General features: G+C 41.8%; 14 protein-coding genes. 12 read left to right on the top strand and 2 right to left on the bottom strand.

Features of this window, described 5'->3' with window-relative positions; translation table 11 throughout:
* Positions 1-7 precede the first annotated feature (7 nt).
* The 11 genes from SCB77_RS12395 (at position 8) to SCB77_RS12345 (ending at position 11137) form a co-directional block, all read left to right on the top strand.
* Positions 8-1123 carry a toxin-antitoxin system YwqK family antitoxin gene (locus SCB77_RS12395; protein ID WP_320182319.1) on the top strand — a complete coding sequence of 372 codons (1116 nt, stop codon included), beginning with the start codon at positions 8-10 and terminating at the stop codon, positions 1121-1123.
* 42 nt (positions 1124-1165) lie between these two features.
* Positions 1166-1819, top strand: a complete 654-nt coding sequence (locus tag SCB77_RS12390; protein ID WP_320182318.1) for a phosphatidylserine decarboxylase family protein — start codon at positions 1166-1168, stop codon at positions 1817-1819.
* Positions 1820-1873: 54 nt separating this feature from the next.
* Positions 1874-2908: a sensor histidine kinase gene (locus SCB77_RS12385; RefSeq protein WP_320182317.1), complete on the top strand. Its 1035-nt coding sequence runs from the start codon at positions 1874-1876 to the stop codon at positions 2906-2908.
* A gap of 83 nt (positions 2909-2991) precedes the next feature.
* Complete coding sequence (locus tag SCB77_RS12380; protein WP_320182316.1) at positions 2992-3639, top strand: DUF47 domain-containing protein; 648 nt, start codon at positions 2992-2994, stop codon at positions 3637-3639.
* A 27-nt stretch (positions 3640-3666) separates the two neighbouring features.
* Positions 3667-4680: an inorganic phosphate transporter gene (locus tag SCB77_RS12375; protein WP_320182315.1), complete on the top strand. Its 1014-nt coding sequence runs from the start codon at positions 3667-3669 to the stop codon at positions 4678-4680.
* A 243-nt stretch (positions 4681-4923) separates the two neighbouring features.
* A complete protein-coding gene (locus SCB77_RS12370; RefSeq protein ID WP_320186621.1) occupies positions 4924-6315 on the top strand; it encodes an OmpA family protein in 1392 nt (463 codons plus the stop codon).
* Between the two features lie 202 nt (positions 6316-6517).
* Positions 6518-7927 carry a tetratricopeptide repeat protein gene (locus SCB77_RS12365; protein ID WP_320182314.1) on the top strand — a complete coding sequence of 470 codons (1410 nt, stop codon included), beginning with the start codon at positions 6518-6520 and terminating at the stop codon, positions 7925-7927.
* A complete protein-coding gene (locus SCB77_RS12360) occupies positions 7924-8673 on the top strand; it encodes a shikimate dehydrogenase family protein (protein ID WP_320182313.1) in 750 nt (249 codons plus the stop codon). Before SCB77_RS12365 ends, SCB77_RS12360 begins: the two co-directional genes overlap by 4 nt.
* Positions 8660-9238 (top strand): gliding motility lipoprotein GldD, encoded by a 579-nt coding sequence (gene gldD, locus SCB77_RS12355; RefSeq protein WP_320182312.1) that lies wholly within the window; start codon positions 8660-8662, stop codon positions 9236-9238. Before SCB77_RS12360 ends, gldD begins: the two co-directional genes overlap by 14 nt.
* A 16-nt stretch (positions 9239-9254) precedes the next feature.
* Positions 9255-9896, top strand: coding sequence for an MBL fold metallo-hydrolase (locus tag SCB77_RS12350; protein ID WP_320182311.1), 642 nt, complete (start codon positions 9255-9257; stop codon positions 9894-9896).
* Positions 9897-9898: 2 nt separating this feature from the next.
* Positions 9899-11137 (top strand): FtsX-like permease family protein, encoded by a 1239-nt coding sequence (locus tag SCB77_RS12345; RefSeq protein WP_320182310.1) that lies wholly within the window; start codon positions 9899-9901, stop codon positions 11135-11137.
* A 2-nt stretch (positions 11138-11139) separates the two neighbouring features.
* Here SCB77_RS12345 and SCB77_RS12340 read toward each other — a convergent pair whose 3' ends face one another.
* Together SCB77_RS12340 and SCB77_RS12335 are read right to left on the bottom strand one after the other, a co-directional pair.
* Positions 11140-11787 (bottom strand): hypothetical protein, encoded by a 648-nt coding sequence (locus SCB77_RS12340; protein ID WP_320182309.1) that lies wholly within the window; start codon positions 11785-11787, stop codon positions 11140-11142.
* 52 nt (positions 11788-11839) lie between these two features.
* The gene (locus SCB77_RS12335) at positions 11840-12115 is read right to left on the bottom strand and encodes a NifU family protein (RefSeq protein ID WP_320182308.1); all 276 of its coding nucleotides are present in this window, start codon (positions 12113-12115) and stop codon (positions 11840-11842) included.
* A gap of 210 nt (positions 12116-12325) precedes the next feature.
* Between SCB77_RS12335 and SCB77_RS12330 the strand changes: the two genes are divergently transcribed.
* On the top strand, positions 12326-13273 hold the full coding sequence (locus SCB77_RS12330; protein WP_380935562.1) for an outer membrane protein assembly factor BamD: 948 nt from the start codon (positions 12326-12328) through the stop codon (positions 13271-13273).
* Positions 13274-13291 lie beyond the last annotated feature (18 nt).

Raw genomic sequence — 13291 nt, 5'->3', positions numbered from 1 at the left:
TGAATTTATGAAAAAGCTTAAATTGTTTTTATGGATATGGTTGACCGCACTGTCTTCTTTTGGGCAAACGGAAGTGGTCAAGAAAGATACCCTTTTTGAGAAAGCTCCCGAAGGGCTCGTTCGTTTTTATTATGATGACCATTACTATCTTGTAGACAAAGATTGTCAGTTCAAATCTATTGAGCGCCTTTCGCAATTCATTGTTGCCAAAAATGCATTCCATGGGGAATTTAAGGATTTCAATAGGAATGGAACGGTAGTCTTAACAGGTTACTACAATGAAGGCGTTAAAGAGGGGGCTTTCAAGGCCTACCACCCCAATGGAGCGCTAAAATGGGAAGCTACATTTAAAGAGAATCGCCCCATTGGCGATTGGAAATATTACTATCCGGATGGAAAGCCCATGCTCACCGTTAACTTTGACAACGGTGGAGGAACAATTTCAGACTATTGGGATCGGCTAGGACGGCAGCGTGTGGTTGCGGGAGAAGGAAACTATGAATTTAAAATGCCTTTCGAATTCTATAACGAGTATGGTTTCCCTTTTTTCGAGAGAAAAGGGAAAATCAAAAACGGACTACCTTCGGGATACTGGACAACAAACATGGTAGACGATAAGAACAAAAAAGTGCTGTTTACTGAAGAAGTGTATGACAAAAATGGCGTACTAACGGAAGGGTTCAATCTGTTTCAGGACCGGGGATACCGTGTGCCGTTGACAATCATCCCCTCGCAGTCTTTTATCATTGGAGAACGTATGCTGTTCAAACAGTGTAATTTTGATGATTATAGCGGATTCAACGCTTACCTTTCCGACAAATTGAATGGTGCATTTGCTGCAAATCCAAGTTTTCAAAATATGGAAGAAGAATTCGCCTACAGGGTGTCATTGAGCAACGAAGGTGATCCGGAAATGATAACCCTTAGTCAACCCTTGAAGACCACCGCGCTAAACAAATATTTGGAAATGGTCATCAAGGATATTCCCTACTATTTCCCCTCTATAGATGAACAGGGGCAACCCATCGCGGACACGTTGACAATATCAGGCAAACTTAGTATTAGCGAGGCCGGCGTATTTAATTTTAACAGCTTAACGGTCGAAAGAGAAAAACAACCTTAGCCGAATGCGACGAATATCATATATTTGCAAAAAAATTGAGACATGAAATTCCACAAAGAAGGATATACAAGCTTGGCAATCGTTGTTCTATTTGCATTTGTAAGCAATGCGCTGGCAGATTATTATGATGCGTCGCCTTACGTAAAATGGTTTCTATATCTGCTCTCGGCATTCCTACTGATCGTTATCCTGCAATTTTTTCGAAGCCCAAACAAAAAAATTAGTATAAACGATGGCATCGTGCTATGCCCTGCAGATGGCAAAGTGGTGGTAATTGAAGAAACGGTAGAAAGCGAATACTTCCAAGATCGCCGCATTCAGGTGTCTATTTTCATGTCGCCCATTAATGTGCATGTCAACAGAAACCCAATCAGCGGAATAGTGTCTTATTTTAAATACCATCCCGGCAAGTTTCTTGTCGCTTGGCATCCAAAATCATCGACCGACAACGAGCGCACAACCGTTGTGGTCAAAAACCAATCCAACGTGGAAGTATTATTCCGCCAGATCGCTGGCGCCATGGCCAGACGAATTGTTTGGTATGTTGGTGAAAATGATGTGGTGAAGCAAGGCGAAGAATTTGGATTCATCAAATTTGGTTCTCGAGTAGACCTTTTCCTTCCCCTAGGCACCAAAGTCAATGTGCAGATCGGCGACAAAGTAGTAGGCGGAAAAACGGTAATTGCTACATTTTAACATTATTTTAATACAGTATTTGTAATTTAGGCTTCGTTTAACGAAGCTTTTTTTATGAATTTTAGAGTCTTTGTCCTTCTTATTTCCTGCAGTTTTGCTCTGCTTGTCGCTGCAACAGACTATTTTCATCGAGGAAGTCTATCTGTAGCTGCCCTCATTTTTCTTGCAATAAGCATTTTAAGCTTCGTTGTGCTGCTAAATCTTTTCGAGCGTTTTGTATATAAACGCATTCGCAATGTCTATAAGCTCATCCACAACCTGAAGCTAGGCAAAGATCTTAAGGATGCCCTCGGAGAGCATATCGCGGACGATCCCATCGCAAACGCAGAGAAGGAAGTTAGAGATTGGGCAAAACAAAAGGCTTCCGAGATAAATAAGTTGAAGGAACAGGCGCAATTTCGAAAAGAATTTTTATCCAATATCTCGCACGAGTTCAAGACACCGCTTTTCGCCACACAAGGATACGTGGAGACACTACAAGACGGGCTTATAGACGACGATCCGGATATTGCAAAGAATTTCCTCGATAAAGCAGCGAGAAACCTAGACCGGCTGAGTTATCTTATCCATGATCTGGACGAGATCTCTAAATTGGAAACAGGAACTATCTCGCTGACGATCGAAAAGTTTGATATCGTTACCTTGATCAAGGAGTGTATGGAAGACTTGGAGGCTAAGGCTGCCGGAAGCAATATACAAATTCGTTACAAGGGCAAGCCAAATCATCCGATATTGGTGAAGGCCGATAGAAAGCGTATCCAACAGGTGCTTATAAACCTGATCGATAATTCCATCAAATATGGAAAGAAGAACGGGCGAACCTCGATCTCCATATTTCCGCTGTTTGAGCAGATTCTTGTAGAAGTTACCGACGACGGACTTGGTATAGAAGAAAAAAATCTACCAAGAGTCTTCGAGCGATTCTACAGAACAGATAAGAGCCGTTCCCGTGAAATTGGAGGATCAGGTCTTGGTTTGGCCATCGTCAAACATATCGTTGAAGCACATGAACAGAATGTAAACGTCAGAAGTACAGAGGGCATCGGCACAACATTTGGCTTCACATTAGAACCCGCCAAAAACAATTAATATGAGATTAGTGTTACATCCTTAATGGAAAACTTAACATTAACTTAACATATCATTCATAATTTTGCAGAAATTCAATCAATATGTCTTTAAATAGCATTTTTCAGTATTTCGTTCCAAAGGACAAGAAGTTCTTTCCTTTGTTTGAACAGGCAGGTTCCAACCTTATCGAAATGGCCAAACTACTGCAGGAAACGGTTTATTCCACAGATTTGGCCAAACGCGCCGATCTGAATAAAAAATTAGAAGACCTTGAACACAGAGGCGATAATATCACACACCAAATCCACTTGGAACTAGGAAAGAATTTTATCACCCCTTTTGACAGGGAAGATATCCATGCCTTAGCAAGTTCTTTGGATGACGTAGCCGACTTTATCCATGGAGCATCCAACCGCATGGAACTTTACAAGGTGCACACCCCAAGCCAAGCCATGAAAGAGATCACGGATCTTATCGTGGAAGCAACAGAGCACGTGGCAACTGCTGTCAATGAACTACGGGATCTTAAAAACATCCGCAACATTACAGATTCATGTGTACGCATCAACAGTGTGGAAAACAAAGCTGATTATATTTTCGATAAAGCCGTGGGCGAACTTTTTGAATTCGAAAAAGACGCTATTACATTGATCAAGACAAAAGAAGTACTCTCTGCCATGGAAGATGCTACAGATAAATGTGAGGATGTGGCCAACGTATTAGAAAGTATTTTAGTGAAGAATGCTTAACCCCAGCATTCAGTAATCATAACATATATGGAAACTTCAACATTATTGATCGTCGTGGTGATCCTTGCGATCGCATTCGACTATATCAATGGATTCCATGATGCGGCCAATTCTATCGCTACCGTGGTTTCAACCAAAGTACTCACGCCCTTTATGGCCGTGCTTTGGGCTGCACTTTTTAACTTTGCAGCATACTTTTACTTTACCGACCACAAAGTAGCCAATACCATTGCCAAGACCGTACTGGAAGAATATATCACTTTGGAGGTTATCTTTGCCGGCCTCGTGGCGGCAATCTCTTGGAACCTTTTTACTTGGTACTACGGTATTCCGTCAAGCTCTTCACACACCTTGATTGGTGGCTTTGCCGGATCTGGAATGGCCTACGCTTGGATAAGTGGAGCAAACCCACTAACTGCCGTAAATCAAAGTGCCATTTTAAAAACAGTGTCTTTTATTGTCTTAGCTCCGATTCTCGGGATGTTTATTTCCGTTATCATTACCTTGATCATCATGAATCTCGCAAGACATGCTAGACCAGCAGTAGCAGAAAAGTGGTTTAAGATCTGTCAATTAATTTCCTCTGCCGCGCTAAGCTTCGCCCATGGTGGAAATGATGCGCAGAAGGTCATGGGTATTATTGCAACAGCCTTAATCGCAGAACAGGTCATTCCCAACTTTGAGGCAATGCCGGCTTGGGTACCTTTATCCTGTTATATCGCCATCGCCGCTGGAACAATGAGCGGTGGTTGGAAGATCGTGAAAACAATGGGAACAAAAATCACGAAGGTGACCCCGTTGGAAGGTGTTGCCGCTGAAACGGCAGGTGCGGTAACTCTAGGTGTTACAGAACATTTCGGTATTCCGGCGTCCACCACCCACACCATTACCGGTTCGATTATCGGTGTAGGTGTCGTTAAACGGGTATCGGCGGTACGATGGGGTGTCACGATCAGTTTATTGTGGGCTTGGATCCTCACTATTCCGGTCAGCGCTGTACTTGGCGGACTATCGCTTGCCGTTATACATTTTATTCTTTAGCGTAGTTTATTAACTACATGAGATCGGTTTTTATTGACTTTCGGGCAAAAAAACTCAAAAAATTTTGCGCTTTTAAATTATATACATACTTTTACGCGAACATTTTTGCTGATTGTCAGTAAATTTGGTCTTTAACAAAACTTTTTGTGAGGGGGATATTTTTTGGCACCGTTATTGTTAAGTTATGTTAAAATTGAAAACGTGAAAACAATTAAAAATTTTAATAACCTTAAAAACAAGAGTATGAACTATTCTACAATTAAAAAAACAGCTGTTGCAGCTTCTTTAGTCGCCGCTTTAGGTTTTGCTGAGAGCGCTCAAGCACAAACTCCAACTGTATTTGGTGGAAGATCACAATACAGAACTTGGTCGATCGGTATTCAAGGCGGTATCACCACTCCAAACGTATTGGTAGGTGGATCCAACAACTTCGGTCAAAAAGTTGGTTACTTCCAAAACAAAGTTGGTGAGTACTATGGTTTAACTGTACGCAAACAATTCTCTCACCTATTCGGTTTGGAATTGGAAGGTAACCGTGGTCGTATCAAAACTTTCAACAGCGATCTAGTAACAACTCCAGAAAACTCTTTGGGTGCAAGATCAGCAGAAACTGATGTAAACTGGGCAGCTAGCTTAAATGGTGTTTTCCAATTAGGTACTATCGACTTCCTAAGAAGAGAAAATGCAGTTAACTTCTACGCTAAAGTAGGTTTGGGTGTATTCGCGAACAACCCTGTTCAATATGCAAACAACGATTTCACAGGTAACGAAGTTTACAACGTACAAAGCAACCCAGAGGGACAAAGATGGGGATCTGAAATCTTTGGAGACAGAGAAAATACTGGTGACCGCGATTACAAATTAGCAGCTTACGTACCAGTAGGTGTAGGTGTGAAATTCAAATTATCTGAAGTTGTTGCCTTGAACTTAGGTTACACGATGAACTTCACAGACGACAACTTGTTGTACGGTCCAGGTCGTTCAGATGTTAAAGGTAAATTCTCTAATGTTTACGGTGGTCTAGAGTTCACTTTAGGTTCACGTGACAAAGAAAACTTAACTTTTGCTAACCCTGTTGCAACATTATACGATGAGTTGAAAGATCCTTCATTGCGTAACGAAGTTGAAGCTTTGAAACAACGCGTATCTACTTTAGAAGGTACTGTTGATCAATTGAGCAAAGATTCTGATGGTGACGGTGTATCTGATAAATTTGACAAATGTCCAGGAACACCTGCAGGTACTGCAGTAGATGGTTCAGGATGTCCTATCAAATTCCCAGAGCCTGTAGTTAAAGAAGCTACTGCTGGTGCTTACTTCGCTCCTATTCAATTCGAATTCGATAGCTCTGTATTGAAAACTGAATCTTACGCTACTTTGGATAAATTAGCTCAAGAATTACGTTCAGCTAACTCATCAGTTACTTTAGATGGTTATGCTTCTGCAGAAGGTTCTGAAGACTACAACATGAACTTGTCTAAAGACCGTGCAAACGCTGTTAAACAATACTTGGTTAACGCTGGCGTTTCTGCATCAAGCATCTCTGCTAACGGATATGGCGAAGCTAATCCAGTTGCATCTAACTCAACTGAAGAAGGCCGCGTACAAAACCGTCGTGTAGAAATCAAAAAATAATTCTTTCTAAGAATTATAAAACGATAAGAAAGCCGATCCGTGAGGATCGGCTTTTCTGTTTAAAATCAAATATTTAAGCTATCTTTGTATAGCCGTATGTGGATATGTGGAAAACAAAAACGACAAGAAACCACATTTTCTTTATAAATTTCTTCTACAGTGAGGATTCAAGCGATTTTAAAATTAAAATGAAAGGAGTGATATGGAAGAAGATTTCGAATTTGGCTCGCCCGAGGAACAAAAACTGTCTGTTGATCGCTACGAAGAAATGCTTCGTAACCAAGATCAATATTTTTTTGATGCCAAGGCTTTTGAAAGCATAATCGAATTTTACATCGAGAAAAACGATCCCATTAAGGCCTTGCAAGTCGCCGAATATGCAACCAGCCAACATCCCTACGAAACCTTGTTCCTCCTTAAGAAGGCACAAATCTATGGAAGGATAAACCAGTTTGACGATGCTTTACGCCAACTTGACAAGGCTACAGCGCTAGAGCCCAACAGTGGCGAGGTATATCTCTTGAAAGGCAACATCTGCCTTTTGCAGGGCGATATTGAACAGGCGGAGGTTCTTTTTCTGAAAGCCATAGAAATGGGCGAAGATACTGCAGAAGCTTATCTGCAGACCGCAGAGCTCTTTCAGGTAAAGGGCGATTATGAAAAAGCAATCGAATACCTCAAAAAGTCGCTAGAGATAAACATGGAGAACGACGATGCCTTAAATGCATTGGCTTTCTGCTACGAAATACTAGAGAAGCCTGAAGAGAGCATTGACTTCTACAAACAATATATCGACAAAGATCCTTATTCCTACGCCGCATGGTTTAACCTAGGCATGGTCTACGAAAAGCTAGAACGATTTGAAGAAGCGATCGATTCCTACGATTACGCCATGCTGATCAATGAATCTTTTGTTCCAGCATATTTCAACAAAGGAAACGTGCTGGTCAGCACACAGAAATACACCGAAGCTATCGACGTGTACAAACAAAGTTTTGAATACGAAACACCTACCGCCGATGTATACTGTGCTATTGGGGAATGTTACGAAAAACTAGAGTTGATGGAAGAGGCTCGTGAAAACTATAAGAAAGCGGTAAAACTAGATCCTCAACTTGCGGATGGTTGGTTTGGCATTGGCGTAACATTAGATTTCGATGATCGTCCGTTTGAATCCCTACATTTTTATAAAAAAGCCCTAGAACTCGACGATAGCAATCCAGACTATTGGTTCGCGATAGCCGACGCGCGATACAAGCTCAACCAGTTCGAGGAATCTGAATTTGCCTACACCAAAGTCGTTGAACTCAATCCAACGGATATAGAGGCCTGGTTAGATTTTTCTTCGATTTACTTCGAACAGGGAAAATATATCGAAGCCATTGATGTGATGGCAGATGCTATCAAACAGAATCCAGAAGCATCGGAACTGTATTATCGTGTAGTGGCCTATCTCTTTGCGAATGGTCAGTATAACGAGGCGCTGAACTTCTTGGAACTGGGTTTGGCGACCAACCCCGAGAAATTCTATATTTTGTTCGATTATCTTCCACAGCTACAAGGCAACAAAATCATCGTCGACATCATCCGTAAATACACCGGCAATTCATGAAAAAATTAGGTCTCGTAGGTTATCCGTTAGGACACTCCTTTTCCAAAAAATTTTATCTAGATAAATTTGAGAATGAACAGATCACAGGTGTCAACTATGATCTTTATCCGACAGAGGAGCTAGAAAATTTTCAGGCCATCTACAGCGATGATTCCGATTTTTACGGCTTCAATGTAACCATTCCACACAAAAGAAATGTGATGGCTTTTCTACACGAGCTATCGCCGGAGGCTGAAGAGATAAAAGCGGTAAATTGTGTGCGGATTGAACGTCGCGATGGCAAGGCATTTTTAAAAGGATTCAATACCGACGCCTTCGGTTTTGAGCAGTCTTTAAAACCATTACTGACTCCCGAGCACAAAAAAGCGTTAGTATTTGGCAATGGTGGTGCAGCACAGGCTGTATACTATTCATTGAAAAAGCTGAATATTCCCTATAAAATCGTCAGCCGTAGCAGAGCAAACGGTGACTTGACCTACAGCGATTTAACAGCAGACATTGTAAATGAGCACAAATTATTGATAAATTGCTCTCCAGTAGGCACTTTTCCAAATGTGGATGAATGTCCAGATATTCCTTACGAGGCCATCACAGCGCATCATTTGTTATATGACCTTATCTACAACCCCGAGGAAACGCTATTCTTAAGAAAAGGAAAGGAAAGCGGCGCTACAATAAAAAATGGCTACGAGATGTTGGTATTACAAGCAGAAAGGAATTGGGAAATCTGGAATGAGGTCCGTTAACATTATTTTCTTTTCTTTAGTTTTTCTACTGTTTGCGTGCCATTCTGCAGATTATACGCCAAAGCCGAGAGGATTTTATCGCATAGACTTACCAGAAAAAGACTATAAACAAGCGACGACGGGCTGTCCATTTCTTTTCGAACAACCGACTTATACCACGTTAAACACGGATCTGTCAGACGATGCGCACCCCTGTTGGAAAAATTTAGATTTTCCGCAGTTCAATGCTCGCCTGCATATGAGCTACTTTGCAATCAATAGTAAAGCTCCTTTGGCACAACTTACCGAAGATGCGCGCACCTTTGCTTTTAAACATACCGCGAAAGCAACTTCCATCGATCAAGTCAAAATACACCGCCCTTCACAGAAGCTATACGGCGTCACTTACTTGATTCACGGCAACACAGCTTCCAACCTACAATTTTTCGTTTCGGACAGCAGCAAGCACTACCTCCGTGGAGCACTCTACTTCAATGAAAAACCAAATCTAGACTCGATACAACCGGTGTTGGACTTTATACAGCAGGATATTGAGCAACTGATCCGTACCTTTACTTGGAAATAATTCCTATTTTTGGGCTATGTTAAACATTCATTCCTTTGTATTTAACCCTTTTCAGGAAAACACCTATATCGTTTACGACGAGTTAGGAAATTGCGCGATATTTGATCCGGGGATGTCCGATGCAGCAGAAGAACAAAAGATCGTTACCTTCATCGAAGAAAATAAGCTTAAGCCTATTGCTCTGTATAATACCCATTGCCATATTGACCATGTACTCGGTAACAGGATGATGTATGAACAGTACAATCTAATGCCTCAAATGCATGAAGGCGAAATTCCTGTTTTAGTAGATGTAGAACATCGCGCGCCCATGTTTGGCGTCCGCTACGAACTATCTCCTATTCCAGAGACCTTTTTGCAGGAAGGGCAGATCATTCAAATCGGCAAACACCCACTACACATCCTACTGGTGCCCGGCCATTCTCCAGCTCACCTTTGCTTCTATCAGCCCGATCAGAAATTTCTCATTGGTGGAGACGTACTTTTCCGCAATAGCATCGGCCGCACGGATTTGCCTGGAGGAAATCATCAGCAGTTACTGGATAACATCAAAGAGAAAATATATAGTTTACCTGACGACACCGTCGTCTATCCTGGGCACGGGCCACATACAACCGTAGGTTTTGAGAAAACCAGCAACCCTTATATAAGAGGATAAACATGAAACTACCGCTGTTCTTCGCCAAACGCTACCTGTTTTCCAAAAAATCGGTTAACGCCATTAATATTATCTCCACGATTAGTGTCGTGGGCGTATTGGTCAGTAGTGCGGCATTGGTTATCGTGCTCTCTTTCTACAACGGCATGGAAAATCTAATCCTCTCGCTGTACAGCACCTTCGCGCCAGAATTACGGATCGAACCGACAAAAGGAAAGGTATTCAACGCCAAAGAGGAGGTCTTTCTAAAGTTACGTCAGAATCAAGCTATTAAGAGCTACTCAGAAGTCTTAGAAGATAAGGTATTGATACAATACAACAACCAACAGTTTATTGCACAGGTCAAAGGTGTCGAACCGAAAAGCCTGATGGAAGCAGATCATCAGGAAATGCTCTATGCGGGGAATCTGCACATCTTCCAGGATAGCACCAATTTTGCCCTTGTCGGCGCCCAGGTGCAAGCAAATCTACGTATACCACTACAGGGCGTCGATAACTTCATGCAACTGTTTTCACCAAGAAAGGGAAGCTCTGGAAATAGTGTCAACCCCATGGACGACATCAACATCCGCATGATATCACCTTGTGGACTGCTACAGTATCAGCAAGGGTTTGATAATCTAATCATCACGCCGATAGACTTTGCACGAGATCTACTAAACGAGTACGATAAAATCTCGGCCATTGAGATCTACGCCAAAGATCCTTTACAAACAGCTAAACTCCAAGAAGAAACACAAGCATTATTGGGCGACGAATATATTGTGAAGAGTAGAGAGCAACAAAATCCATTGCTCTACAAAACCGTTCGTTCAGAAAAATGGATTGTCTTTTTCATTCTCACTGTAATTGGAATTATCGCTATTTTCAATATTATTGGGTCGCTCACCATGTTGGTAATCGACAAAAAACAGGATATGAGCGTGCTGAAGAGCTTGGGCGCAAACAACTGGCTTATACAGCGAATTTTCTTTTATGAAGGCGTTATGATTGCTTTTATCGGAGGAATTATAGGAATTGGAGCAGGATTGGCTTTTTGTGTATTACAACAGGAATATGGAATTATTCGTACTGGCGATGGCGCAAATGCCATTATGGATATCTACCCCGTGGACATCCGCCCAATGGACTTCCTACTTGTTTTCGCTACCGTAATGCTGGTGGCCGTCCTTATTTCCTACTTAGCTTCATCGCTAAGCGTACGCGAGATCCGTAGCGACGCGATTCGCAGTGGCGAATGAGCTTAATATTGCAGTCGCTTTCTGCTGTAATCTCCCTTGACGATCGAATTAATCAATGATCCCCACGCCAAGGGGCTAAACAGCGGATTCGCAAAGCGCTGATTAATGGCTTTGTTATTCATATTGATATGTCGCTGCATGGAATTGAAGGTCTGAATTTCTTCCGCACTGCGCGGTGTCACCTGAGACAAGGCTGCCAAAGCCTCCGGAGATAAGCTTCTTCGAATACGAGAGGCATCATCATTATTTACATCCAACGCCAAAAAAGCCATGTTAAACTCCTCGATACTTGCCCAAGGAAAGGGCATAACCGCTGGGAGTTCAATGACTAAGCTCTTCATATTTATTCTCGCTGTAAATTTATCGGTAGGCGTGTTGGGGATAACGTAGCTAACAGGATCGAAGCCTACCGACGTAAAAGCAATGGTATCACCCACGTGCGCGACAAATGAAAAATAACCTTCATTATCTGCCGCAAAGGCTTGGTTTCCGTAGCTTTTATTTGTTACGGTTACAAAAGGCACAGGAAGCTCTCCCCCAACCGAACTAATCAGTCCGCTGAATTGAATAATTTTCTTTTCTTGTGCATGAACAGATGTCAGCACAAAAAAGAAAAAAACGATCAACACATAAAAAATCCTTCCTGTCATGTTCCAAATTTATACAATCTTCTCAGAAGAAGCCTGTTAAATTGTGTTAACCCTACAGCTGATTAGGCGTAATTGCATTCGGGTCGTTCATGTCAGTCAAATTGATTGCTTCAACGCCCGTTATTTCCGGTACAGATTTACGAATCGCCTGTTCTAAGCCCGCCTTGAATGTCATGATACTCATGGAACAACTCGCGCAGGTTCCTAACAATTTCAATTTAACCACATTATCAGGCGTGATCTCTTCTATGCTCACGTTGCCACCGTCCGTTTCCAAGTAGGGACGAATGGTGTCTAATGCTTGTTCTACTCGCTCTAGTAATGTCATTTTTGTATTAAAATTTTTGTGAGGTAAAGATAATCAAATTATTAAAATTATTCCGCATATCAAAACAAAGGAAGCCCGAATTCAACATTTCGTTGACATCTGCCGACCGCTCAGGTTAAAGAATGTTAAACAGCTTTAAATAAGTAGACTTAAGCTACAATTAGCGGTATATTGCGCCGCTAAATTTTAATTGAATCTTATTTGATTTTGATGTATCTTTGTAAAATGTTTTTAAATAGACGTATAGTATCCTTAGTTGCTTGCGCCATGTTAATTTTGGTTGCGGCAGGTTGTAAAAGCAAGTTCGAAAAATTACGAGCCAGTAACAACATTGCCATGAAATATCAGGAAGCAGTCAAGTACTATGAAAAGAAGAAGTATTCCAAGGCATTGGTTCTTTTTGACGATTTAATGAGCAAGTATCGTGGACAGTCAGAGGCTGAGGATTTGTACTACTATACCGCGTACACCAATTATCGTCTCCGCGACTATACGTCGGCGAGGTACCATTTTAAAAACTTTGCGACAACCTACCCGAATAGCCCTCGCGCGGAAGAATGTAGGTTTATGTCTGCTTACTGTTTCTATCAAGACTCTCCCCGATTTTCACTCGACCAGGAAAATACACGAAAGGCCATCGACGAACTTCAGCTTTTCATCAACTTATATCCCGATGGTGAAAAGGCTAAGGAAGCCGGCGACTATATTCAAAAGCTTCGTGATAAACTCGAGCAAAAAGCGTACGCCAATGCGAAGTTATACTTCGATATGGGGCAGCCCGATGATTACCGCGCTGCTGTGATAGCATTTGAGAGCATGCTTCGTGAGTATCCTGACACAAGGTATGCAGAAGAGATCGAGTTTCTTATCGTTAAAGCACAATACCTGTTCGCACAAAATAGTATGCCTTATCGGCAAGAAGCCCGCTATAATGAGGCAATTGATTACTACCAAGCATTCGTTGAACATTACCCAGAAAGTAAATTCAAACATGACGCGGATCAACTGCGTTCCAGTGCAGAAAAAGAAATTGCCTTTGTTGTGAAACGCATGGATCAGATCAACAAAATGCGCGAGCAACAGCAGAAAGAATTAGGAATAACGAAAGAAGAAGCTGAAGCTAAAGAAGTTAGCGAAGCTAATTCTTCTTCAAAATAAATTGGAAATTCATAATAC

Origin of the sequence: Sphingobacterium bambusae (genome assembly GCF_033955345.1) — a bacterium.
Taxonomy (GTDB): domain Bacteria; phylum Bacteroidota; class Bacteroidia; order Sphingobacteriales; family Sphingobacteriaceae; genus Sphingobacterium; species Sphingobacterium bambusae.
Note: the sequence above shows the minus strand (reverse complement) of the source record. Positions and strands in the feature narration are given on the sequence as shown.

What these genes read in the sequence shown, in the direction of transcription:
- SCB77_RS12360 (WP_320182313.1), top strand. Translation starts at nt 7,924, where the DNA reads ATGAAAAAATTAGGTCTCGTAGGTTATCCGTTAGGACACTCCTTTTCC.
- SCB77_RS12365 (WP_320182314.1), top strand. Translation starts at nt 6,518, where the DNA reads ATGGAAGAAGATTTCGAATTTGGCTCGCCCGAGGAACAAAAACTGTCT.
- SCB77_RS12370 (WP_320186621.1), top strand. Translation starts at nt 4,924, where the DNA reads ATGAACTATTCTACAATTAAAAAAACAGCTGTTGCAGCTTCTTTAGTC.
- SCB77_RS12375 (WP_320182315.1), top strand. Translation starts at nt 3,667, where the DNA reads ATGGAAACTTCAACATTATTGATCGTCGTGGTGATCCTTGCGATCGCA.
- SCB77_RS12395 (WP_320182319.1), top strand. Translation starts at nt 8, where the DNA reads ATGAAAAAGCTTAAATTGTTTTTATGGATATGGTTGACCGCACTGTCT.
- SCB77_RS12330 (WP_380935562.1), top strand. Translation starts at nt 12,326, where the DNA reads ATGTATCTTTGTAAAATGTTTTTAAATAGACGTATAGTATCCTTAGTT.
- SCB77_RS12380 (WP_320182316.1), top strand. Translation starts at nt 2,992, where the DNA reads ATGTCTTTAAATAGCATTTTTCAGTATTTCGTTCCAAAGGACAAGAAG.
- SCB77_RS12340 (WP_320182309.1), bottom strand. Translation starts at nt 11,787, where the DNA reads ATGACAGGAAGGATTTTTTATGTGTTGATCGTTTTTTTCTTTTTTGTG.
- gldD (WP_320182312.1), top strand. Translation starts at nt 8,660, where the DNA reads ATGAGGTCCGTTAACATTATTTTCTTTTCTTTAGTTTTTCTACTGTTT.
- SCB77_RS12390 (WP_320182318.1), top strand. Translation starts at nt 1,166, where the DNA reads ATGAAATTCCACAAAGAAGGATATACAAGCTTGGCAATCGTTGTTCTA.
- SCB77_RS12385 (WP_320182317.1), top strand. Translation starts at nt 1,874, where the DNA reads ATGAATTTTAGAGTCTTTGTCCTTCTTATTTCCTGCAGTTTTGCTCTG.
- SCB77_RS12345 (WP_320182310.1), top strand. Translation starts at nt 9,899, where the DNA reads ATGAAACTACCGCTGTTCTTCGCCAAACGCTACCTGTTTTCCAAAAAA.
- SCB77_RS12335 (WP_320182308.1), bottom strand. Translation starts at nt 12,115, where the DNA reads ATGACATTACTAGAGCGAGTAGAACAAGCATTAGACACCATTCGTCCC.
- SCB77_RS12350 (WP_320182311.1), top strand. Translation starts at nt 9,255, where the DNA reads ATGTTAAACATTCATTCCTTTGTATTTAACCCTTTTCAGGAAAACACC.